Raw genomic sequence first — 23207 nt, forward strand, 5'->3', positions numbered from 1 at the left:
ACGCGCTTTGATGCGCATTTCCGTGTCCGCCGGACCGTTTGTTGCGCGTTGGCTGGTCCCTGCGATTTTGTTTGACCTGCCTTGCAAGGGGAGAAAGGATGCGTCATCCGACCCCGACGTTGGCCGCATCCCCCGCGCTGCCTTCGCAGAGGAAATACCTGATGACGCTGCATGACGTCGCGCTCGACGACAAGTTCGATCTCGGAAAGGAGCGCATCTTCCTGTCCGGCGCGCAGGCGGTCATCCGCATGCTCCTGATGCAGCGTGAGCGCGACCGCCGCGCCGGCTTGAACACGGCCGGCTTCGTCTCCGGCTATCGCGGCTCGCCGCTCGGCGGGCTCGACATGCAGCTCTGGAAAGCGAAGAAACAGCTCGCCCAGGCCGACATCGTCTTTCAGCCCGGCCTCAACGAGGAACTTGCAGCCACCGCCTGCTGGGGCTCGCAGCAGACGGAACTGCTCGGTGAGGGCACCCATGATGGTGTGTTCTCGGTCTGGTACGGCAAAGGCCCCGGCGTCGATCGCTCGGGCGATGTGTTCCGCCATGCCAATCTCGCCGGCTCGTCCAGGCATGGCGGCGTCCTTGCGCTGATGGGCGACGACCATATGGCCGAATCCTCGACCAATGCGCATGCCACCGAGTTCCTGTTCGTAGACACCATGGTGCCGATCCTCAACCCGGCCGGCGTGCAGGAAATCATCGACTACGGCCTGTACGGCTTTGCCATGTCGCGCTTCGCCGGCACCTGGGCGGCGATCAAATGCGTCAAGGACAACATCGAATCGACGGCTTCGGTCGATGCCTCACTCGAACGGTTGAACATCGTCGTCCCGGAGTTCGACATGCCGCCGGGCGGCCTCAACATCCGCCACGAGATCGACATGCTCGGCCAGGAGGAGCGACTGCACGAGCACAAGCGTGCCGCGGCCTCCGCCTTCATCCATGCCAATGGGCTGAACCGCATCGTCTATTCGGGCGGCCGCAATCCGAAACTCGGCGTCATCACGCTGGGCAAGAGCTATCTCGACGTTCGCCAGGCGCTGGAGGATATCGGCGTCGACGAGGCCGCCGCCAACCGTATCGGTATCAGGCTGTTCAAGGTCGGCTGCCCATGGCCGCTCGACCTGCAGCACATCGCCGAGTTCGCGCGCGGTCTCGACACCATCGTCGTCGTCGAGGAGAAACGCTCGCTGATCGAGGTGCAACTGCGCGAGAGCCTCTACGGCACGGCCTCGCAGCCGGTCATTATCGGCAAGAAGGACGAGCGCGGCGACTGGCTGTTTCCGGCCAAGGGCGCGCTCGACCCGAACGAGATCGCCATCGCGCTTGGCGAGAGGATCGTCAAGACCATCGGCCCGTCCGAGGAGATTTCGGCAAGGGTCGCGAAGCTGCGCCAGTTCCAGGCGATGCTGGCCGACGCCACCGACATCGGCTCGCGCACGCCCTTCTTCTGTTCGGGCTGTCCGCACAATTCCTCGACCAAGGTGCCGGACGGCTCGATCGCCGCGGCCGGCATCGGCTGCCACTTCATGGCGCTGTGGATGGACCGCAACACGCTGGGCTTCACCGCCATGGGCGGCGAGGGCGCGCAATGGGTCGGCCAGGCGCCATTTTCAAAACGCGACCATATCTTCCAGAATCTCGGTGACGGCACCTACAACCATTCCGGCACGCTGGCGATCCGCTTCGCCTTGTCGAGCGAGGCCAACATCACCTACAAGATCCTCTATAACGATGCGGTCGCCATGACCGGCGGCCAGCCGCATGAGGGCGGCCTGACGGTGGACATGATCGCCAGGCAGGTGCGCGCCGAAGGCGTCGACCGCATCGCCATCGTCACCGACGAGCCCGGCAAATATGCGGGGAAGGCCGAATTCCCCAGCGGCGCCACCATTCATCATCGCGACGACCTCGACCTCGTCCAGCGCGAGCTGCGCGACGTCAAGGGCGTTTCGATCCTGCTCTACGACCAGACCTGCGCCGCCGAAAAGCGTCGCCGCCGCAAGCGCGGCACTTTTCCCGACCCCGACAAGCGCGTCTTCATCAACGAACTGGTCTGCGAAGGCTGCGGCGATTGCGGCGTGCAGTCGAATTGCGTCTCGATCCAGCCGGTCGAGACCGAGTTCGGCCGCAAGCGCAAGATCGACCAGTCGAGCTGCAACAAGGATTTCTCCTGCGTCAACGGCTTCTGTCCATCCTTCGTCACCGTGCATGGCGCCAGGATCCGCAAGGCTGAAGGCCTCGCCGGCGGAACCGATCCGCTCGAAGGCGTGCCGGCGCCGGCCGAATTCCCGCTCGGCGTCGAGGGCTGGGCGGCGATCATCGACGGCGTCGGCGGCACCGGCGTCGTCACCGTGGGCGCCGTGCTTGGCATGGCCGCGCATCTAGAGGACAAGGGCTGCGGCATGATCGACATGGCCGGCCTTGCCCAGAAGGGCGGCTCGGTCTTCACCCATGTCCGCATCGCCCGCACGCCCGATGATATCCATGCCATCCGCGTTTCGGCCGGCAAGGCCGATCTCGTGCTTGGCTGCGATCTCGTCGTGTCGGGCGCCAAGAAGGTGCTGACGGCGGTGCGCGAGGGCCATACGATCTTCCTCGCCAACACCGCCGAGATCATGCCCGGCGAGTTCGCCCGCTCGGCCGATTTCTCGCTGCCGGTCGAGCGCCTGAAAAAGGCGATCCGTGCCGCCGCCGGCGACGACAAGGCGCATTTCTTCGACGCCACCCGAACCGCAACCGCCCTGTTCGGCAATTCGCTCGGCGCCAACATGTTCATGCTCGGATTTGCCTTCCAGCATGGTGGCCTGCCGCTCTCGGCTGAAGCCGTTGAAAAGGCTATCGAATTGAATGGCGAGGCGGTGGCGATGAACATCGCCGCCTTCCGCTGGGGCCGCCGTGCCGCCCATCAGCCTGATTTCGTGCGCGGCCTCGTCGCCCAGCCGGGTCAGGCCGTCGCCGGGAAGGCTGCCCCTGCCGCCGAGACGCTCGACGAGATCATCGCCCGCCGCGCCGCCTTCCTCACCGCCTATCAGAACGCGCCCTATGCCAGGCGTTACACCGACAGGATCGCCGCCTTGCGCGCGGCGGAGACCAAAGCCGTACCGGGTTCGACCGCCGTGGCCGAGGCCGCCGCCAAGAGCCTGTTCAAGCTGATGGCGATCAAGGACGAATACGAGGTGGCCCGGCTCTACACCGATGGCTCTTTCGCCGCCGAGCTTGGCAAGCAGTTCCAGAGCTACGAGAAGCTCGAATTCCATCTCGCGCCGCCGATCATGGGCCGCCGCGGCAATGACGGCAAACCGAGGAAGTCGAGCTTCGGTCCGTGGATGATGAAGGGCTTTCGCCTGCTGGCGGCGTTGAAGGGCCTGCGCGGCACCGTTTTCGACCTCTTCGGCTACACCGCCGAGCGGCGCATGGAGCGGCAATTGCTGGCGCAGTACGAGGCCGATCTCGAACTGGTCGCCGGTTCGCTGGCACCGGGCAAAATCGAGGCCGCGACAGCCCTGGTCTCGGTCCCGGCGCTGATCCGCGGCTATGGCCATGTCCGCCAGGCCAGCGCCGAAAAAGCGGCGGCCGAGCGCCGCCGGTTGCTCGATCGCCTGGCGGCGGCTTCGGCAAGGCCGGAACTCCAGGCCGCCGAGTGAACCAAGAAACGCCCAAAAATCAGGCGTTTCAGCCCAAGCTAAAGGTTTTTTAATGGGACTATGCCAAGGCTGGGGCTCATTGGGCGCCAGTAATGGGCAGAACAAAAACCGATAACATCCCTGTGGATGTTTATATCCAGTTTGTGCGCTCGTTGTTCGACAACGCGCATATGCTGGTCATCGGCGCACTTTGCCACGCTGTGATCAGCCTCATGGTGTACTGGCGCAACGGCCAGCCCATCTTCCTGGTTCTCGCCGGCGCGATGCTCGGCATCGGTGTCTGGCGCTACTTCAGCCTGCGGCGGTTTCACCGCTCGGGCGCCGAGATGCGCGATGCCGCGGACGCGACCAAGTGGGAGCGTGAATACATCCTGAAAGGCAGCCTGCAAGGGCTGCTGCTGGGGCTTTTCTGCTTTATCTCCATCTATGTCTACTCGGATTCCTATGCCGAAATCGGGGCGCTGTCCGTAACGCTGTCCTCGCTGGTGACCGTCGTCGGCCGCAATTACGGTTCGCCGCGCATGGTCATGATCTTCGCGATCACCTTCGTCGGGCCGATCGCCGCCGCGCTCATCCTCAGATTCGACGTCCCCTATGTCGTGCTCGGCCTGTTGATCATTCCGTTCATGTTCATCATCAAGGGCAGCGCCGACCACGTCCGCAACGTGTTGTTTTCGGCCGTTGTCGGACACAAGCAGGCGCGGCAGATCGCGCAGCGCTTCAATCGCGCCTTGAACACCATGTCGCACGGCCTGGTCATGCTCGGTCCCGACGGCAAGGTCGTCGTCGGCAATGCCGAGGCCGCCCGCCTGATGTCGCTCAAATCGCCTGACCAGCTGCTCGGGCGGTCGATCCATTCCTTGCTGCTGCGCGGCGTTGCCGGCGGCATGCTGGCGCCGAAGGACTGCCGCTATGTCGAGGCGCAGTTGACGCGTGCGCTGCGCGAGGGGCGCGATCGCAAGGTGCTGGTCTCCTTCTCCAACGGCCAGCACTTCGAATTCTCGGCCCGCGAAGGCAACCAGGAACTGGGTGTCATCACCTTCGAGGATGTCACGGCGCGTGTCGAAGCCGAGGAAAAGATCCGCTTCATGGCGCGCTACGACAACCTCACGGGCCTTCCGAATCGCGCTTACTTCCATGAACTGGTCGGTGAGTTGATGGCCTCCGGCGACCGCGATCGCCTGTGCGGCCTCGCCGTCGTCGATCTCGATGATTTCAAGAGCGTCAACGACACGCTCGGCCATCCTGTCGGAGACGGGTTGATTTACGCCGTTGCCGAGCGGCTGGCGGCCATAGCCGGGCAAGGCCTCACCGTGAGCCGCTTCGGTGGTGACGAGTTCATGCTGTTCTTCGACCGCATCGAGGACGAAAGCCACCTGGCAAGCCTGCTCGACCTGATTTTCGCCGAGCTGCAGGGAGAGGTCGACGTCGCGGGTCATGGGCTGCGAATCCAGGCCAGCGCGGGTGCCGTCCTGTCCAAGGTCGGCGGGACCGATGTGGACGCCATGATCGTCAAGGCGGATTTGGCGCTCTACAAGGCCAAGGAACTTGGCAAGAACGGTTGGCGGCTGTTCGAGGCCGCGATGGACGCCGCGTTCCGCAACCGCCAGCTGATGAAGGCGGACCTGCGCAGCGCCGTCGAAAGCAAGGACCTGCGGGTCGTCTACCAGCCGATCGTGGCGATGAACACAATGCGCATCGCCAGTTGCGAGGCGCTTTGCCGCTGGGACCATCCCGATCTCGGGCCGATTTCGCCCGGCATCTTCATTCCGCTGGCCGAGGAAATGGGCATCATTTCCGAAATCAGCACCTTCGTGCTTCAGGCGGCTTGCACGGAATGCGCCAAATGGCCGGACCAGACCAGCGTCTCGGTCAACCTTTCGGCGCGGGATTTCCGCAACCGCGACGTCATCCAGAAGGTCCGCGATGCGTTGGCCAGCTCGGGCCTTGCCGCCGGCCGCCTCGAGATCGAGGTCACCGAAACCGCGCTGCTCGACGACAAATCGCTGACGCGCCAATATATCGAGGAACTGAAGCAGCTTGGCGTTCGCATCGCCCTCGACGATTTCGGTACCGGCTACTCGAGCCTGAGCTATCTCCACAAGCTGCCGCTCGACAAGATCAAGATCGATCGGTCGTTCGTGATGGATGTCACCCAGAATCCGCGCTCGCTCGAGCTGCTGAAGGGCGTCGTCGACCTGACCCGCATCCTGGGGCTCACCGTCACCATCGAAGGCGTCGAGACGTTCGAGCAGCTCAAGGTTCTTCTGCATTCGGTAAAGCCGGATCTGGTCCAGGGTTTCCTCTTCGGCGCGGCGCTCAGCGCGTCAGGCATTGAAACCATGTCCAATGTGACTTGGCCCTTCGCCGCCGAACTGGCGCCGGCCCGCAAGCGCGCCACCACCTGACATCGCTTTGCAATCATTGGCGTAGGCCGCCAGCCGGCTCGTGTTCGTGGTTTACCATTTGTTAACGTTAATTTAGGGTAAACGCGAAAGCTCGCAATTTTGCTTCTGGTTCTTCCCGCGCTTCGCTATTGTCCTTGTGCGGTGGTGCGAGGACCAAATGGAAAACAAGTTGTTGGGTACGCCCCTGGCGGCGGCGTCGAGCAGGGATAAGAATCGTCCCTCGGTGTTCTCAGATCACATCATGGATGTTCTGGAGCACGTTGAGTATCGCCTTTGCGACGGCGCAGAGGATTTGGAAGCGATATACAGGCTTCGCTACAATTCCTATCTTCATGCTGGCATGGTGAAGCCGGATGCTTCGCGCATGGTGAAGGACAGCTTCGACGATCTTCCCAATTCTTATCGGTTTGGCGTCTTCTTCGACGGCACGCTCGTCAGCACCATCAGAATCCACTACGCCAGCGCGCGATATCCAGTGTCACCCAGCACCGATGTTTTCGGCGATGTGCTGGCGCGGCGTCTGGCGTCCGGCGAGACTTTCGTCGACCCGAGCCGGTTCGCCGCCGATCTCGAATGGTCGAGCAGCCTGCGGGTGCTGCCCTACATCACGCTGAGGCTGGCGGTGGTCGCCTGCAGCCACTTCAAGCCGACCTATTGCCTGACGGCGATCAAGGAAGAGCATTCGGCGTTCTATCATCGCATCTTCCGTTCCGAGCAGGCCGTGCCGCCACGGAACTATCCCGGCCTTACCGTTCCGGTGCATCTGTTCCAGTCTAAATGCTCCGAGAACATGCAGGCGACGCTCGATCGTTTCCCGTTCTTCCATTCCACGGCGTTCGAGCAGCGCATGCTTTTCCAGCGCCCCAAGAGGGGTGAACTGGCGCCGCTGACCATTCTGCCGACCGCCAAGTATTTCGAGGCGGCCTGAGCGCGCAGGACCGTCCCAGACCGATCGTCGCCATGGCCGCGTGCGGTGCGAGCCGCGCGTCGCGAGGGAGCTTTCCAGGCCCGAGCGCGTTGTGAGTGGCGGCATCAGCGGGATTGGTGCCGTCGCTTCTGGAAAGGACAACGACATGCATGTTTCCCAGCTTGCCCTCACGCCGCTCATCTCGCTGATAGCGGGCGTGCTGATCCTCATCATGCCGCGGCTGCTGAACTACATCGTCGCGCTCTATCTGATTGTCGTGGGGCTGCTCGGCCTGTTCCCGCACCTTGCCGGCTGAGGCCTTCAGTCGCTGAAGAAACGCAGCGCCGCGGCCACGATCGCTTCGGGCGCGTCTTCCTGCATCAGGTGGCCGGAGCCGGGGACGAGCGTCAAGGCGCAACCCGGCAGCATGGCCGCCAGCCTGTGGCCGTTCCGCGGCGGGATCCAGCGATCTTCTTGTCCCCATAGCAAGGCCACCGGGCAGCGCAGGTTCGCATAGAGCGGTTCGACCTCGTCGGTGAAACGCTGATCCATCTGGGCGATCTGCCGATAGAAACCGGGCTGGCCCACCGGCCCTGTCCACGGCGCGATGTAGGGCTCCAGTTCGCTGTCCGACAAAGGCTTGAACGCGGCGCCCGAAACATAGGCTTTCAGGATCGCCGCCTGGATGTATTCCGGCACGCCCGCGAAGGCGGCTTGGTGTTGCCGCACGTGCTGTACAAAAGGCGACCCCCAGGGCCGCACCGCTACCGGATCGATCAGCAACAACCTGTCATAGTCGCAGCCGTCGATGAGATGGGCACGCAAGGCGGTGGCGCCGCCGAAATCATGGGCGACGACTTTCGGCCGGTCGAGTTTCCAAAAAGCCAGAATTGCCGCCAGTGCGCCATTCTGGATGCCGAGCGAAACGTCCTGGCCTTCCCGCTTGTCGGATCGCCCGTAACCGGGAAGATCGTAGAAATACAGCGTATGGTCGCGCGCCAATTCAGGCGCGACCCGGTGCCAGACATGCGAGGAGAACGGCGTGCCATGCACGAGAACGATCGGAGGGCCCGAGCCGACGCTTCCCCATGCGATGATCGTGCCATCCCAGTCAAATGTCTGTGTGGGCGTTGTCATGGCTTCACCAACCAAGTTCGTTCCGCGACGATAGCCCTGCGCGGCGTCCTCCTGAATCGCCAAATTCTCACAGCAGGTTCAATCGGGCTTACCCGTAACGCCGGTGGCCGGCGGCGACAGGTGCCCGTCAGGCAAGGCGATCGGCCGCAGTTTCAATTTTCCCTTGAGGCAGTTGTCGGCTGCGATGCGGCAATAGCGCCATTGCTCTCCGCCCGGCTTTTCGGTATGTGCCTGAAAGATGTCTTCGAAGGGGTATTCCTATGGCTGAGCACACGCCGACCGGTCCTGTAGAGCTGGGCGCGAAGATGGACTATGCCGAGCATGACCGCACCTATGCGGGCTTTCTGGCGCTGGCCAAATATGGCTCGCTCTTCTGCGGCGCGCTGCTTCTGGCAATGGCTTTCGGCTTCTTTGCGGGCGGCTTCTTCTCGGCGACCATCCTGTTCGTGCTTATTCTGGCCGTTGGCGCCTTCATTCTGCGATAGACCTTCCAAAACCCTCTTGCGGTTGACGTAGCCGGATATCCCGGTTGACATTTCGCGCAGACAGGTTCCAGCCGAAAGGATCATGCGGTGGGACAGACGGTTTTCATTCCTCGCGAGCTTGAGGCGAACGAGCCGCGTGTCGCGGCATCGCCCGATACGGTGAAGCGGCTGGCGGGCCTTGGCTTCGACGTGATCGTCGAAACCGGCGCCGGCACCCGTTCGCGTATCCCGGACGAGGAATTCGCCAAGGCAGGTGCCGTCATCGGCAAGGCCACGGATGTCGCCAGGGCCGATGTCGTGCTGAAGGTTCGCAGGCCAACGGACGCCGAGCTGAAAAGTTACAAATCCGGCGCCGCAGTGATCGCCATCATGGATCCCTACGGCAACGATGCCGCTGTCGCGGCCTTGGCCAAGGCGGGTGTCACCGCCTTCTCGATGGAATTCATGCCGCGCATCACCCGCGCGCAGTCGATGGACGTGTTGTCGTCGCAGGCCAATCTTGCCGGCTACCAGGCCGTGATCGACGGCGCTTCGGAATATGATCGCGCCTTGCCGATGATGATGACCGCTGCCGGCACCGTGCCGGCGGCAAAAGTCTTCATCATGGGCGTCGGTGTCGCCGGGCTGCAGGCCATCGCCACCGCGCGCCGTCTCGGCGCGGTCGTCACCGCCACGGATGTGCGCCCCGCCGCCAAGGAACAGGTCGCCTCGCTTGGCGCGAAGTTCCTCGCGGTCGAGGACGAGGAGTTCAAGGCGGCCGAGACGGCAGGCGGCTATGCCAAGGAAATGTCGAAGGAATATCAGGCCAAGCAGGCTGCGCTGACATCGGAGCACATCGCCAAGCAGGATATCGTCATCACCACGGCGCTGATCCCCGGCCGGCCGGCGCCGAAGCTGGTTTCCGCGGCCATGGTCGCCTCGATGAAACCGGGCTCGGTCATCGTCGATCTCGCCGTCGAGCGTGGCGGCAATGTCGAGGGCGCTGACGCCGGCAAAGTCGTCACCACCGCCAACAACGTCAAGATCGTCGGCCATCTCAATGTGCCCGGCCGCATCGCCGCATCGGCGTCGCTGCTCTACGCCAAGAACCTCTTCACCTTTGTCGAAACGCTGGTCGACAAGACGACGAAAACGCTTGCCATCAAGCGTGACGACGAACTGGTCAAGGCCACCATGCTGACCGATGGCGGCAAGGTCGTTCATCCGGCCTTCGCCAAGGCCGACCAGCAGCCTTATGTCGAGCCGGCCGCGATCCCGGCCACGACCATGGTGGCCGATGCTTCGACACCTGCCGCCCCGAAAAAAGCGACAGCCAAGAAACCTGCCGCATCCAAGTCCTCCTCGCCAAAGTCGAAAGGCACCGCGTGATGGATCAGACCCTGCAGAAAGCCCTCGATCAGCTCGACCAGGCAAGTGCTGCCGTCAGGCTCGCGGTGCAGAACCTGGCCAACGCGCCGGGCGGCGCCGACGCTGCGGGTGATGCCGCGCACGCGCTGTCGGGCGGCGCCATCGATCCCTTCGTGTTCCGCTTCGCCATCTTCGTGCTGGCTATTTTCGTCGGCTACTATGTCGTCTGGTCGGTGACCCCTGCCTTGCACACGCCGCTGATGGCCGTCACCAACGCCATCTCCTCGGTGATCGTCGTCGGCGCGCTGCTCGCTGTCGGCATCGCGGCCTCCGGCGTCGCCGCCGGCTTCGGTTTCGTTGCGCTGATGCTGGTCTCGGTCAACATCTTCGGCGGCTTCCTGGTCACCCAGCGCATGCTGGCGATGTACAAGAAAAAGGACAAGTGAGGCAGGTCGGGCGCGCTCATGGCCTTTGGGAGGAGGGATGCAATGTATAGAACGCTGCTTGCTCTCTTGCTGGCTGCCTTTGCCGCCGTCGGCGCCGGCTGGGCTCGTCCGCCGACGGATGTCGAGAAGCAGGCTCTCCTGGCGACGGTGGAGGAGTTCAAGACCGCTTTCGGAGCCAACGACATGGGTCATGTCTTCGGCATGACGTCTCCGAAGATTCTGGACTATTTTTCAAGCTCCACCGGCCTCACCGTCGATCAGCTGCAAAAACAGATGCAGGCGGCATGGGACGATGTGCAAAAGAGGGTGAGCGTCGAATCTTTCCGGATGGATGCTGACGGCGTGCAGTATCGGGAGATGGAAAACGGCACGCCCTACGCGCTGCTGCCCACCGAAACGATCATGATCCTCGACAAGGACGGTCACAAGCAGCGGGTCGCCGCCCATAGCCAGACATTGGCGCTTCTCGATGGCAGCCGATGGTATCTGATGCGGGTCGATGAACCGAAGCAATTGACGATAATAAGGAAAATCTACCCCGAATTCGAGAAAGTCGAATTCCCCGCGGGTAAGCTGGAGGCATTGGACTAAGCCATGACCGTCAATCTCGCCTCCTTCCTCTATCTGGTGTCTGGCATCCTGTTCATCCTGGCCTTGCGCGGCCTGTCGCATCCGACCACCAGCCGCCAGGGTAATCTCTACGGCATGATCGGCATGGGCATCGCCATTGCCACCACCTTGGCGCTGGCGACCCCTTCGGCCGGCCGTTTCGGCCTGATCGTGCTCGGCCTCGCCATAGGCGGCGGCGTCGGCGCGGTTACCGCGCGCCGCATCGCCATGACCTCGATGCCGCAGCTGGTCGCCGCCTTCCACAGCCTCGTCGGCCTCGCCGCCGTCATGGTCGCGGCGGCTGCCATCTACGCACCGGAGAGCTTCGGCATCGGCACCGCCGGCGACATCCACGCCCAGGCGCTGGTCGAGATGAGCCTCGGCGTCGCCATCGGCGCCATCACCTTCACCGGCTCCGTCATCGCCTTCCTCAAGCTTGATGGACGCATGTCCGGGAAGCCGATCATGATCGGCGGCCGCCATTTCATCAACGCGGCACTTGGCATCGCCCTGGTCGTGCTGATCGTGCTGCTGGTCACCACGGAATCGAAGCTGATCTTCTGGCTGATCGTCACTGCTTCGCTGGTGCTCGGCATCCTGCTCATCATCCCCATCGGCGGCGCCGACATGCCGGTCGTCGTCTCGATGCTGAATTCCTATTCCGGCTGGGCGGCCGCGGCTCTCGGCTTCACGCTCGGCAATCTGGCGCTGATCATCACCGGCGCGCTGGTCGGCTCGTCGGGTGCCATCCTGTCCTACATCATGTGCAAGGGCATGAACCGAAGCTTCATCTCCGTCATCCTCGGCGGCTTCGGCGGCGAGACGGCGGCGGCCGCCGATGACGGCATCGAGCGCACCGTCAAGCAGGGCTCGGCCGACGATGCCGCCTACCTGATGATGAATGCGCAGAAGGTCATCATCGTGCCGGGCTACGGCATGGCGGTCGCCCAGGCGCAGCACGCGCTGCGCGAAATGGCCGACAAGCTCAAGGCCAATGGCGTCGACGTCAAATACGCCATCCATCCTGTCGCCGGCCGCATGCCTGGCCACATGAACGTGCTGCTCGCCGAAGCCAATGTGCCTTACGACGAAGTGTTCGAGCTGGAGGACATCAATTCGGAGTTCGCGCAGGCCGATGTTGCCTATGTCATCGGCGCCAACGACGTGACAAACCCGTCGGCGCGTGACGACAAGTCGTCGCCGATCTACGGCATGCCGATCCTGGATGTCGACAAGGCGCGCACCTGCCTGTTCGTCAAGCGCTCGCTGGGTTCCGGCTATGCCGGCATCGACAACACGCTGTTCTACAAGGACGGCACCATGATGCTGCTCGGCGACGCCAAGAAGATGACCGAGGAAATCGTCAAGGCGATGGATCACTGACCGGCCTGTCCTTGCCCGGGGACGTGCCGGCGGAATGCCGGCACGCGGTCATCGCAGCCCATCCGCGCCTGGCCGGCTCGACATTCGCTGTCGCCGGCCGCGGATGGCACAGCCTCGCAGTCGAGGTCGACGACCGCTATATCTTCAAGTTCCCGCAAGGGAAGGAGGCCGAGGCCGCGCTACTGCGGGAAGCCCGGCTGCTCGAAGCCGTCCGGCCGTTTGTGATGATGCCGGTGCCGCATATGACGATCCATCCCGGACCGCCGCTGTTTTCCATGCATGGCAAACTGCCGGGCCGGACGTTGGAACCGGCCGACTACGCGAAGCTGGACGAGACGGCGCGGGCGCGGCTCGCGGACGATCTCGCCCTGTTCTTCGCCGAGCTTCATGCTATCGGTCCCGCCGTCATGCGGGCCGCCGGTGCCGAGCCGGTCGGCTGGTGGGACACAGCGGACGAAACGCTCGCGCCAGTCTGGGCGCTCTTGCCGCCGGAGCTGCGCCGGGAGGCTGAAGTGGCGATCAAGGCGTATCATGAACTCGGCCCGGACCGCTCGGTGAGGTCTACGGCTTCTTCGACGCGCATGGCTGGAACATGGCTTTTGACCATGACCGGGGGCGGCTCACAGGCATTTTCGACTTCGCCGATTCCGGCTTCGGCCCGCCGCATCGCGAATTCGTGCAGGTATCGCTCATCGATCCCGATCTGGCCCTGCGGAGCATGCGCGCCTACGAGGCGCGTACCGGCAACGGGCTCGATCCGCGACGGGTCTTCCTCCTCGCCGCCGCCATGCGGCTCTCCGAGCTCGCGGGCGCTGCCGAGACGGGCGAGAACGTGCCGATGATCCTGAATCTCGCGATCGGTTGGCTGCGGCAGCACGCAATACGGTAGCTTCATTGCACGCCGAGGCTGATGAAATGAAAGAGCCCGGTCGCAAACCGGGCTATTTCATTTCGAAATGGTAGCCGCGCTCAGCGGTTGCTGAGAAATACGGCCTCCTCGTCATCCCTTTGCCTGCCGCCAAGGGCTGCGGCGGCGCTGGCGATGAAGGCGCCGATGACCAGCGACAGGGCGCCAAGCAGGGCAAAAGTGGCGCTGCCTTTCCTGGCGGTGTCGGCGGCCTGTTTGGCCTTGACCTTGGCGTCTTCGACCTTGGCCACCAGCGCATCGACACGCGCCTTGGCATCGGCCTCCGAAAGGCCGGTGCGGGCGGCGACCAGCTGCGACAGATAGGTCTTGTCGTCAGCCGAAATCTCGCCTGCGGCGGCACTCGCGATCAGGATCCGCGACGCCTGTCCGACCGCTGCCGCATCACCGTCCGGACCGGCCGCCGCCAGCTTGCTGGCATCCGCCGGGCGAAACAGCGAATCCACGAGATAGGACGTCGCATTGTCGGTCGAGGCGCTGCCGGCATTGGCGGAAGCGCCTGCCGATGCGCCCATGGCGGCCCCCGACGCCACGGTGGAAGCCGCCTGCACGCCTGCGCCAAGCACGGACGACAGGGCTGAGCCAAGCACGCCGACGACCAGCAATGTCGCCAGCGCCCAGGCTAGGAAGCCATGCGCGGTGTCACGGAAATAAACCTCGTCGGTGTGGATGCCGACCCATTTGGTCCGCAACCGTCCGGCCAGATAGCCTCCGACGCCGGACGACAGCCATTGCACGATGATCAGCCAGATTGCGCCGGACACGGCGAAAGTGGTCAGCGAGGCGCCGGAACCGGACCATGGCGACACCATCGTGAGCCCCAGCCCTGAGCCGAGCAACATAAGGATGAACGTCAATGTCGAGGCAGCGAAGGCCCCGGCAATGATCGGCCCCCAACTGACGGCTGTGGACGAGGATTCTGTCGAGGCCGAAACGTCGACGGCCGATAGGGAGGATTGCATGACCCTCCTCCTATCGTACGAACAGCATGATCAGAATGATGATCGGGATCGGAATGCCGAGCAACCAGAGCAGAATGCCGCGTCCCATGAAGGTCTCCTTGCAAGAAATTGTGATCGATGGTGTCACAATGTCCGGCTGACGCTTCCGTTCCGGCGCGCTGTGAAATGATTTTGTTTGCCGGATAGGGAACAAATCGCCGCGCCGATTCTGCGAATGCGATTGCCACCGGAGCGGGGTGCAGGTCGCACACTATAAAGTGAACCCTGAACCCGTCGGACAAGCCCGCCGCTTCCTTCGAAGCGCCATTTTCCCCTGGCGAGTGAGCCGGATGACTTTGAGGATTTTCATCGCGGTGCGAAAGGCGGAAGCCCAGCGCCTTTGGTCTTTTGTCAGCCGGTCGCGCTCGGCAATTTTCGTCGGCCTGGTCTTGATCTCCGGTCTCTGCGGCGCCATGCCCACCACGGCAGCTACGCCGGTCGATCCGAACGCGGACAGTTCGGTTGCCGACAAGGCGGCGGATCGCTCGCCTGTCGGCTTTGAAACCGTTCGGATCCCGAATGGCGCCGAACCGCCGCTGGTTGCCGGGGTCTGGTACCCAACGTCAGCCGAGCCGCGGGATGTGCCGCTGGAAAATTTTACCCAGCGTGTCGCCCCGTCCGGCCCGGTGGAAGGGAGTGCGCTGCCGCTCATCGTGATCTCGCATGGCGGCGGCGGATCCTATGCCGGCCATTATGATACGGCGATCGCCTTGGCCAGAGCCGGGTTCGTCGTCGCCGCGGTCAGCCATGCCGGCGATACCTATGACGACCAGAGCAAGGTGCTGATGTTGTGGCGCCGGCCCGCGCAGCTCAGCCGGCTGATCGATTTCATGCTGAAGGACTGGCGCGGGCACGCGGCCATAGATCAGCAGCGCATCGGCGCTTTCGGTTTCTCGAATGGCGGCTTTGCCGTCCTCGTGGAAGCGGGCGGGATACCTGAACTCGGCAGGATCGACCCCTACTGCGCGGCAAATCCCAAGCACGATCTTTGCATCACACTGGCCAAGGCCGGAGTCCAGTCCGTTGCCGGCGCGTTGCCGCCGCCGGATGTATGGAAGCCCGACCCGCGCATCCGCGCCATTGCCGCCGCCGCGCCGTCCTTCGGTTTCACTTTTGACCGCGCCGGCCTCGCTTCGGTGCAAATCCCGGTGCTCCTCTGGGGCGCGGCCGACGACCGGCATCAGCCAGGCCCGTGGTATGAGGAGCACATTCGCTCGGCACTGCCGCGGCCGCCGCAGTATCATGTCGAACCGATGGCGGGCCACTATGCGTTCCTGCCGCCATGCGGCGCCAGACTGCGCGCCATGGCGCCGGGTATCTGCGTCGACGCGCCCGGTTTCGACCGGGCGGCGTTTCATCGGCGCCTGAACGCCGCCCTGGTGCGCTTTTTCAGAACGTCGCTACGGTCTTAGATATCCAGATTGGCCACCGACAGCGCGTTGTCCTGGATGAACTCGCGCCTGGGTTCCACCTCGTCGCCCATCAGCCGCGAGAACAGGCTATCGGCATCGGTCGCGTCATTGACCTTGACCTGCAGCAGCGAACGCACGTTCGGGTCGAGCGTGGTTTCCCAGAGCTGCTCGGCATTCATCTCGCCGAGGCCCTTGTAGCGCTGCATTGTCAGCCCCTTGCGTCCGGTCGCAAAGACAGCGTTGAGCAGTGCCAGTGGTCCCGAGACGGTTTCGGACACATCCTTGCGGCGCAGCACCGGCGGCGTCCCATAGACCTCGCTCAGGCGCTGCGCGTAACGGTCGAGCTGGCGCGCGTCGGCGGAATTGATCAGTCCCATGTCGAGATGGGCGTATTCCTTCACGCTGCGCACCGTGCGCTCGAAGACATAGCCGCCGCTGCCGTCATTCGAAGTCGACATGCGGCCGGTCCAGCCGCGCTCGGTGTCCTCGGCGATGATGTCGAGGCGTTGTGCAATCCGCTCCGCCATGGCGTTGGCGCGGCCAAGATCGCTGAAGACCTCGGGGTTGAGACCGCCGGCGATCGCGGCCTGCTCGACGACGTTGCGGCTGTAGCGCGTGTGCAGGCCGTTGATGAGCTGGCGCACGGCCAGCGCATCGGCAACGGCGCCGTGCAGGTCCTGTCCGGTCCGCACTTCCCCGGAGCCAAGGGTAAGCGAGGCTTCCTCCAGCCCTGAATCGATCAGAAACTCTTCGAAGGCGCTCTCGTTCTTGATGTATTGCGAGCTCTTGCCGCGCGTCACCTTATAGAGCGGCGGCTGGGCGATATAGAGGTGGCCGCGCTCGATCAGCTCCGGCATCTGCCGGAAGAAGAAGGTCAGCAGCAAGGTCCTGATATGGGCACCGTCGACGTCGGCGTCGGTCATCAGGATGATCTTGTGGTAGCGCAGCTTGTCGGCGTTGAATTCATCCTTGCCGATCGATGTGCCGAGCGCGGTGATTAACGTGCCGATCATGTCGGACGAGAGCATGCGGTCGAAGCGCGCCCGCTCGACATTGAGGATCTTGCCGCGCAAGGGAAGGATCGCCTGGTTCTGGCGCGAACGGCCGCCCTTGGCGGAGCCGCCGGCCGAGTCACCCTCGACGATGAAGATTTCGGATTTCGCCGGGTCGCGTTCCTGGCAGTCGGCCAGCTTGCCGGGCAGCGAGGTGACGCCGAGCGAGGTCTTGCGGGTGATGTCGCGAGCCTTGCGCGCCGCCTCGCGCGCCGCGGCCGCCTGGATAACCTTGTCGACGACCACCTTGCCTTCGGACGGATGCTCTTCGAGCCATGTGCCGAGCGCTTCGTTGACCAGCCCTTCGACCACCGGACGGACTTCCGACGAGACCAGCTTGTCCTTGGTCTGCGAGGAGAATTTCGGATCGGGAACCTTGACCGACAGCACGGCGGTCAGGCCTTCGCGGCAATCGTCGCCGATCAGCGAAACCTTTTCCTTCTTGGTCAGGCCCGAGGACTCGCCATAGCCGGTGATCTGGCGCGTCAGCGCGCCGCGAAAACCGGCCAGATGCGTGCCGCCATCGCGCTGCGGGATGTTGTTGGTGAAGGCCAGCACATTCTCGTGGTAGCTGTCGTTCCACCACATCGCCACCTCGACGGTGATGCCGTCGCGCTCGGCCCTGATGGCAATAGGCTTCTCGATCAGCGGTTTCTTGACGCGGTCGAGATATTTGACGAATTCTTCCAGGCCCCCGTCATAGTGCAGCTCATGCTTCACCACGTCGGCATGACGGGCGTCCGTCAGCACGATGCGCACGCCGGAGTTCAGGAAGGCGAGTTCGCGCAGCCGGTGCTCCAGCGTGCCGAAGTCGAACTCGACCATGGTGAAGGTCTCGGCGGACGGGAAGAATGTGATCTCGCTGCCGCTGCGGCCTTCATTGGTGCCCGGCTGCTTGTCCTGTTCGTAGCTGCCGGTCACTTTCAGCGGTGCATCGGCATCGCCATGGGTGAAGCTCATCTCGAAAATCTGGCCGTTGCGGCGGATCCTGAGCTTTAGCCAGGCCGACAGCGCGTTGACCACCGAAACGCCGACGCCATGCAGGCCGCCCGACACCTTGTAGGAGTTCTGGTCGAACTTTCCGCCGGCATGCAGCTGCGTCATGATCACTTCGGCCGCCGATATGCCCTCCGAGGGATGGATGTCGGTCGGAATGCCACGGCCATTGTCGATGACCGTCACCGAGCCATCGGGATTGAGCGTCACCGACACCAGGTCGGCATGGCCCGCCAGCGCCTCGTCGATGGCGTTGTCCACCACCTCGTAGACCATGTGATGCAGGCCCGAGCCGTCATCGGTGTCGCCGATATACATGCCCGGCCGCTTGCGGACGGCATCCAACCCCTTCAAAACCTTGATGGAATCGGCGCCGTACTCGGCTTCCGCGCCATTGGCGCTTTCAGTCTGATCGCTCATGAAAACCTGTCTGATGGATACTGCTGGTCCAGCGCTGGAAATTAGCTCCGAATCGCGCCGCTTTGATGGCCTAGATATAGGCGCAAATGCCGGATTTTCCAAGGTTTGGCGGGATTTGCGGGCGGGAAAGCCGGCTTTCGGCTCGAGCTTACCCCGGGCCCTATTTCAGCTTGGCCAGCCGGCCCCTGAGAAACTTGATCATGAATTTGTAGCGCGGCGCCAGCCGGCCGCTGCGGTCGAGCTCCAGTGTCATGTCGAGCGCCTGGGAAAGCACCGCCTTCGGATTCTTGGCGACCTGCGCGTAATCGATCATGGCGACCACCAGATCGCGCTGCCAGGTGGCGTTGCCGGGATCGGCATGGGCGAGTCGCTGGCGGATATCGAGGCTGTCTTGGAACGCCTGGCGCGCACCCGTGATGTCGCGCTCCTTGATCCGCAGCATACCGATCTCGGAGAGTGTTATGGACAGGTCGCGCTGCCAGTCCGAATTGGCTGGATCGAGTTTGGCCAGCCTGTCGGCGATGACGAAACTGTCGAGATAGAGCTTGAGCGCGCCCTTGCGATCGCCCTGGATGGCGAGCACGCCCGCGACCTTTTCGAGGCTGACCGACAGGTCGCGCTGCCAGTCGCTGTTGTGCGGATCGCTGTCGGCCAGAGCCTTGGCCAGCGACAGCGCCTCCCGATAGGCCGAAAGGGCCGCCGGCCAGTTCTCCTGATCGCTCAACGCATTGCCGATCTTGGCGTTGCCGACCGACAGATCGCGCTTCAGTTCGGTATTTCCGGGGTCGCGGCCGACGAGCCGTTCGACGATCGCGAGGCTCTCCTGATAGGACGCAAGCGCGCCGGCGGGGTCGTCGCGCTCGCGTTTGAGGTCGCCGATCGTGTCATAGCTCACAGACACGTCGCGTTGCCGTTCCGCGTTGTCGGGAGCCTTCCCGGCAAGCACAAGCCGGACCTTCAGGCTCTCTTCATAGGCAGCCTGCGCATCGTCCAGCCGGCCGGCGGTACGGGCAAGGCCGGCGAGCTCGTCATAGGCGATGGTCAGGTCGCGCTGCAGGTCGGCACGGTCCGGCTCGTTGGCGGCGAGCTGCTGCTTGACCGCAAGGCTTTCCTGATAGACCTGCTCGGCGCTGGCCAGGTCGCCTTGCGTCACCAGCACATTGCCGATCTTGTCGTCAGCCGTGGCCAGGTCGCCGAACCAGTTCAGCCGCCGCGGTTCGGCCACGACAAGGTCGCGCAGCATTGAGCGCGCGGTCTGATAGTTCTGCAAGGCCGATGGCAGGTCTCCGAGCGCGACCTGGATATTGCCGAGCTTGGTGTGGCTGACGGCGAGGTCGCGCCGAACGCTCGGGTCGCTCTCGCGCTTGACGCGCTGCTCCAGATTGGCCTGCAGCGCTTCGTAGGCGCGTCCGGCGGCGGTGATGTCGCCCGTGGTGACATAGAGCTTGCCAAGTTCGTCCAGCGTGCGGATCTGCCGGTCGGCATCGTCGAGCGTCAGTGAAGACTGCCCTGCCTCGCCATAGAGCGAAAGCACCGTTTCATAGTCCTTGATGGCCGCCGTGTAGTCGAGATCGGCCCGCGCCGCGCCGCCCGAAAGATAGAGCGTCGCGGCCTCCGACATGGTGCGGCTGACGAAATTGGCCTTCAGCGCCTGGCGCGAGACATTGTCGATATCGGCTGCTTTGGCAAGGATGGCGCGCGCACCGTCGAATGCGCCGAGCGACAGTTGCTCCTCCGCCTGCCGGCGCAATTCCGTCACTTGCGGATCATCGGAGGCAAGCGTCTTCATTTCGCCGCGCACCTTGACGAAAGCGTCCGCCGCTTCGCGGAGCCTGGCGTCGAGGCTTGCCGCCGACAGATGGCTGGTGTCGGTGCTGATCAGGGCGCCGTAGAGCGGCGCCAGCGGCATGTCGGCGTCGCTGGCGATCCGCTCGACCTCGCCGCGCATGTCCGGCGTCACGTCGGCCATGGCCAGCAGCAGCCGTTCGCGCTCCGGCAATTGCTCCTTGGCGGCGGTGGCGAAGAACAGCTTCGGCAGCCCGCTCTCGACATAGGGAAGCTGCTTGCCGCGACTGAGGTCGTAGACCTCCTGCTGAACCAGCGTCAGCACCGAGCGGATCTCGAGCCCGTCGGTGCCGAGATATTTGGTCAGCGCCGTGGTGAAGGGCGAATTCTGGCCGGTGCCGTCGGCGGCGGTCTCGCCGGGCGCGGCCGAGAAGGCGAACAGGATGTTTTCCGCCCGCCCGACGCGCCCGAGACCGGGCTTGACCTTGTCGGCGACATCCTTGGCCAGCGAGGCCGCGCCCCGGCCGTCACCGCCGCTCCCCGAGAAGGGGTCGCTGCGGCAGGCGTCGAGCACGATCAGCCCGACCTTGGCGGTGGCGGCCACGGCGTCGCGCACCTCTTCCAGTGGCAGGGTGGTGTTTTGCAAGGCGTCGAGCGAAGAGGCGTCGGCATCGACCGGCAGCAACCGGTTGTCGCCCGAGATTTCGACCCCGTGGCCCGAGAAATAGACCAGCGCCACGTCGGCGCCCTTGGCGTCCTCGCGAAAATCGTCGAGCGCCCGGCGCATGCGCCTGAGGTCGCGATTGGTTTCGAGCACCACCTCGAAACCAAGTTTCTTCAGCGTCGCCGCCATCGCTTCGCCGTCATGAACAGGGTTGGCGAGCGGACGGACCAGCCGGTAGTCGTCATCGGCCATGACCAAGGCCACGCGCTGCTCGGCCACCGCCGCTGCGGTGGTCGCAAACATCAGCAGCAAGGCAAACAGCAAACGCAAGTCGAACCGCCCCCGGCTCAGTCGTTTGCCGACCATTCCACCTCTTTATGGCACGAGCAAGCCTGTCCGAAACGGGTTCGTTCAGCCGGCACGCATCGGCTTCAGCGCTTCGCTCCAGCGCAACAGCTCGTCCAGCATCGCCCTGGTGCCGCCCTGGACCTGTTCGCTGGCGTCGAAGGCGCCATTCCCGTCGAGCAGTTTCTGGTACAGCGGCAGCGCCACGCCTTCCGGGATCGGCACGATTCCGACCGAGGTCAGCAGCGGCTTCAGCGCCTGCGCCGCGCGCAGGCCGCCCGAGACGCCGCCATAGCTGAAGATGGCGGCGGGCTTGTACTTCCATTCGCGCGCCAGATAGTCGATCGCGTTGACGATCGCCGGCGCCGCGAAATAATTGTACTCCGGCGCCACGAAGACAAACGCGTCGGCGGCGTCGATCGCCTTCGACCAGGCCTTGGTGTGGTCGTTCTGGTAATTGCCGAGCCTTGGATGATGCGGTTCGTCCAGCACCGGCAGATGGAACGCGGCGATATCGGTCAGCACCGGTTCGAACTGCCCCTGTTCACGCGCGAATTTCTCCAGCCACTCAGCAAAAACCGGTCCGGCTCGGCCGGGTCGCGTGCTGCCGATGATGATGTTCAACCGATGCTTCACGGGTGGGGCTCCTCGACTAGTGGTATCTGTTGGTGACCGTGACCTAAGGCACAGAGCCGGCCCGGGCAAGACCGCGCAGTCCAGAGACGGTCACAATCGGATGAACGAATTGCCGGGCCGGCGGTGCTTTCGAACGGGCGGCTTGCCGTCCGGTCGAACTTGTCCTTCGGTCACATGGACGCCGGCTTTGCCAGCCACTACATCTTGGCCAGGAGCACGCCATGGACACCAAGCCCGCGCCTTTCGTTCCGCCGGCGCCGACGCCGCGCAAGACGCCGCCGTCGACGCTGGAGATGATGCGCATCGTCTACCGCAACCCGCTCGAATTGTGGGGCGAGCACACTTATAACGAGCCCTGGATCTCAGCCACCGGCGTTGGCGGCGCGCTGATCGTGGCCAACGATCCCGGCCTCATCCGCCACGTGCTGATCGACAACGCCAGGAACTACAAGATGGCGACAGTTCGCCAGCTGATCCTGCGGCCGATCCTGCGCGATGGCCTGCTGACCGCCGAGGGCGAGGTCTGGAAGCGGTCGCGCAAGGCGATGGCACCGGTCTTCACGCCGCGCCACATCTTCGGCTTCGCCCAGCCGATGCTGAAACGCACGCTGGAGTTCGTCACCCGCTACGAAGCCGGCGGCATGTCCGATATCGCCCATGACATGACGCTGCTGACCTACGACATCCTCGCCGAGACCCTGTTTTCGGGTGAAATAGCCGGTGAACCCGGCAGTTTCGCGCGCGAGATCGACCGGCTGTTCGAGACCATGGGCCGGGTCGATCCGCTCGATTTGTTGCGCGCGCCGGAATGGTTGCCTCGGCTCACCCGCATCCGTGGCCGCAAGACCATGGCCTATTTCCGCAAGATCGTGACCGACACGGTCAAGCTGCGCGAAGCGGCGTTCAAGCGCGACCCAGAGGCCGTGCCGCAGGATTTCCTGACGCTGCTGCTCAAGGCCGAAGGGCCGGACGGGCTGACGCGCCAGGAGGTAGAGGACAACATCATCACCTTTATCGGCGCCGGCCACGAGACCACGGCCCGTGCGTTGGGCTGGACGCTCTATTGCCTGGCCGAGGCGCCATGGGAGCGCGACCGGATCGAAGCGGAGATCGACCAGGTGCTGGCGCGCGAGCCCGACCCGACAAAGTGGCTGGACGCCATGCCGTTGACACGCGCCGCCCTCGACGAGGCGCTGCGGCTTTATCCGCCGGCGCCGTCGATCAACCGCGAGCCGATCGAAGCGGAAGACTGGAAGGATCTGCATCTCCCGAAGCGGGCGGCCGTGCTGGTGATGCCGTGGGTCGTGCATCGCCACCGGAAATTGTGGGACAAGCCCGACGCGTTCATGCCCGAACGCTTTCACCCGGGAAACCGCGAAAAGATCGACCGCTTCCAGTATCTGCCCTTCGGCGCCGGTCCACGCGTCTGTATCGGCGCCAGCTTCGCCATGCAGGAGGCCATCATCGCGCTCGCCATCCTGTTGTCGCGCTTCCGGTTCGACGTTACCGCCGCCACGAAACCCTGGCCGGTCCAGAAATTGACCACGCAGCCGCAAGGTGGCCTGCCGATGCAGGTCACTGCCCGCCATCGTTAGGCAAAGG

General features: G+C 64.0%; 17 protein-coding genes and 1 pseudogene. 12 read left to right on the plus strand and 6 right to left on the minus strand.

Annotated features, from left to right (window positions below):
* Window positions 1-161: 161 nt before the first annotated feature.
* The 4 genes from FJ967_RS30425 (at window position 162) to FJ967_RS30440 (ending at window position 7278) form a co-directional block, all read left to right on the plus strand.
* Window positions 162-3647 (plus strand): indolepyruvate ferredoxin oxidoreductase family protein, encoded by a 3486-nt coding sequence (locus FJ967_RS30425; RefSeq protein WP_140736010.1) that lies wholly within the window; start codon window positions 162-164, stop codon window positions 3645-3647.
* Window positions 3648-3739: 92 nt separating this feature from the next.
* On the plus strand, window positions 3740-6055 hold the full coding sequence (locus tag FJ967_RS30430) for an EAL domain-containing protein (protein WP_140736011.1): 2316 nt from the start codon (window positions 3740-3742) through the stop codon (window positions 6053-6055).
* A 292-nt stretch (window positions 6056-6347) separates the two neighbouring features.
* Window positions 6348-6983 (plus strand): hypothetical protein, encoded by a 636-nt coding sequence (locus FJ967_RS30435; RefSeq protein WP_348643127.1) that lies wholly within the window; start codon window positions 6348-6350, stop codon window positions 6981-6983.
* A gap of 145 nt (window positions 6984-7128) precedes the next feature.
* The gene (locus FJ967_RS30440) at window positions 7129-7278 is read left to right on the plus strand and encodes a DUF3096 domain-containing protein (protein WP_140736012.1); all 150 of its coding nucleotides are present in this window, start codon (window positions 7129-7131) and stop codon (window positions 7276-7278) included.
* 5 nt (window positions 7279-7283) lie between these two features.
* Here the strand turns inward: FJ967_RS30440 and FJ967_RS30445 are convergent, their stop codons facing one another.
* Window positions 7284-8099: an alpha/beta hydrolase gene (locus FJ967_RS30445; RefSeq protein ID WP_140736013.1), complete on the minus strand. Its 816-nt coding sequence runs from the start codon at window positions 8097-8099 to the stop codon at window positions 7284-7286.
* A gap of 260 nt (window positions 8100-8359) precedes the next feature.
* Between FJ967_RS30445 and FJ967_RS30450 the strand changes: the two genes are divergently transcribed.
* The 5 genes from FJ967_RS30450 (at window position 8360) to FJ967_RS30470 (ending at window position 12369) form a co-directional block, all read left to right on the plus strand.
* Window positions 8360-8584, plus strand: coding sequence for an aa3-type cytochrome c oxidase subunit IV (locus tag FJ967_RS30450; RefSeq protein ID WP_140736014.1), 225 nt, complete (start codon window positions 8360-8362; stop codon window positions 8582-8584).
* An 87-nt stretch (window positions 8585-8671) separates the two neighbouring features.
* Entirely contained in the window at window positions 8672-9952 is a 1281-nt protein-coding gene (locus FJ967_RS30455; protein ID WP_140736015.1) for a Re/Si-specific NAD(P)(+) transhydrogenase subunit alpha, read from the plus strand.
* Window positions 9949-10377: a proton-translocating transhydrogenase family protein gene (locus FJ967_RS30460; protein WP_181176199.1), complete on the plus strand. Its 429-nt coding sequence runs from the start codon at window positions 9949-9951 to the stop codon at window positions 10375-10377. The genes FJ967_RS30455 and FJ967_RS30460 overlap by 4 nt, the downstream gene beginning before the upstream one ends.
* A 66-nt stretch (window positions 10378-10443) precedes the next feature.
* A complete protein-coding gene (locus FJ967_RS30465; protein WP_140736016.1) occupies window positions 10444-10968 on the plus strand; it encodes a hypothetical protein in 525 nt (174 codons plus the stop codon).
* 3 nt (window positions 10969-10971) lie between these two features.
* Window positions 10972-12369, plus strand: coding sequence for an NAD(P)(+) transhydrogenase (Re/Si-specific) subunit beta (locus FJ967_RS30470; protein WP_140736017.1), 1398 nt, complete (start codon window positions 10972-10974; stop codon window positions 12367-12369).
* Between the two features lie 179 nt (window positions 12370-12548).
* Here the strand turns inward: FJ967_RS30470 and FJ967_RS34050 are convergent, their stop codons facing one another.
* Window positions 12549-12758 (minus strand): hypothetical protein, encoded by a 210-nt coding sequence (locus FJ967_RS34050; protein WP_281405694.1) that lies wholly within the window; start codon window positions 12756-12758, stop codon window positions 12549-12551.
* A 194-nt stretch (window positions 12759-12952) separates the two neighbouring features.
* On the opposite strand from FJ967_RS34050, the pseudogene FJ967_RS34055 reads away from it, so the two are divergent.
* A pseudogene (locus FJ967_RS34055) lies at window positions 12953-13258 on the plus strand (phosphotransferase); the annotation flags it as partial.
* An 80-nt stretch (window positions 13259-13338) separates the two neighbouring features.
* Here FJ967_RS34055 and FJ967_RS30480 read toward each other — a convergent pair.
* Window positions 13339-14256, minus strand: coding sequence for a hypothetical protein (locus tag FJ967_RS30480; RefSeq protein ID WP_140736018.1), 918 nt, complete (start codon window positions 14254-14256; stop codon window positions 13339-13341).
* A 329-nt stretch (window positions 14257-14585) separates the two neighbouring features.
* On the opposite strand from FJ967_RS30480, the gene FJ967_RS30485 reads away from it, so the two are divergent.
* A complete protein-coding gene (locus tag FJ967_RS30485; RefSeq protein WP_140736019.1) occupies window positions 14586-15707 on the plus strand; it encodes a dienelactone hydrolase in 1122 nt (373 codons plus the stop codon).
* Here the strand turns inward: FJ967_RS30485 and gyrB are convergent.
* From gyrB to FJ967_RS30500, 3 genes are all read right to left on the minus strand, one after another.
* Window positions 15704-18175, minus strand: a complete 2472-nt coding sequence (gene gyrB, locus FJ967_RS30490) for a DNA topoisomerase (ATP-hydrolyzing) subunit B (RefSeq protein WP_140736020.1) — start codon at window positions 18173-18175, stop codon at window positions 15704-15706. The genes FJ967_RS30485 and gyrB overlap by 4 nt on opposite strands.
* 160 nt (window positions 18176-18335) lie before the next feature.
* A complete protein-coding gene (locus FJ967_RS30495) occupies window positions 18336-20954 on the minus strand; it encodes a caspase family protein (protein WP_140736021.1) in 2619 nt (872 codons plus the stop codon).
* Window positions 20955-21035: 81 nt separating this feature from the next.
* Window positions 21036-21605: an NADPH-dependent FMN reductase gene (locus tag FJ967_RS30500; RefSeq protein ID WP_140736022.1), complete on the minus strand. Its 570-nt coding sequence runs from the start codon at window positions 21603-21605 to the stop codon at window positions 21036-21038.
* Between the two features lie 221 nt (window positions 21606-21826).
* On the opposite strand from FJ967_RS30500, the gene FJ967_RS30505 reads away from it, so the two are divergent.
* Entirely contained in the window at window positions 21827-23200 is a 1374-nt protein-coding gene (locus tag FJ967_RS30505) for a cytochrome P450 (RefSeq protein WP_140736023.1), read from the plus strand.
* Window positions 23201-23207: the final 7 nt, after the last annotated feature.

This window comes from Mesorhizobium sp. B2-3-4, assembly GCF_006442315.1.
Taxonomy (GTDB): Bacteria; Pseudomonadota; Alphaproteobacteria; order Rhizobiales; family Rhizobiaceae; genus Mesorhizobium.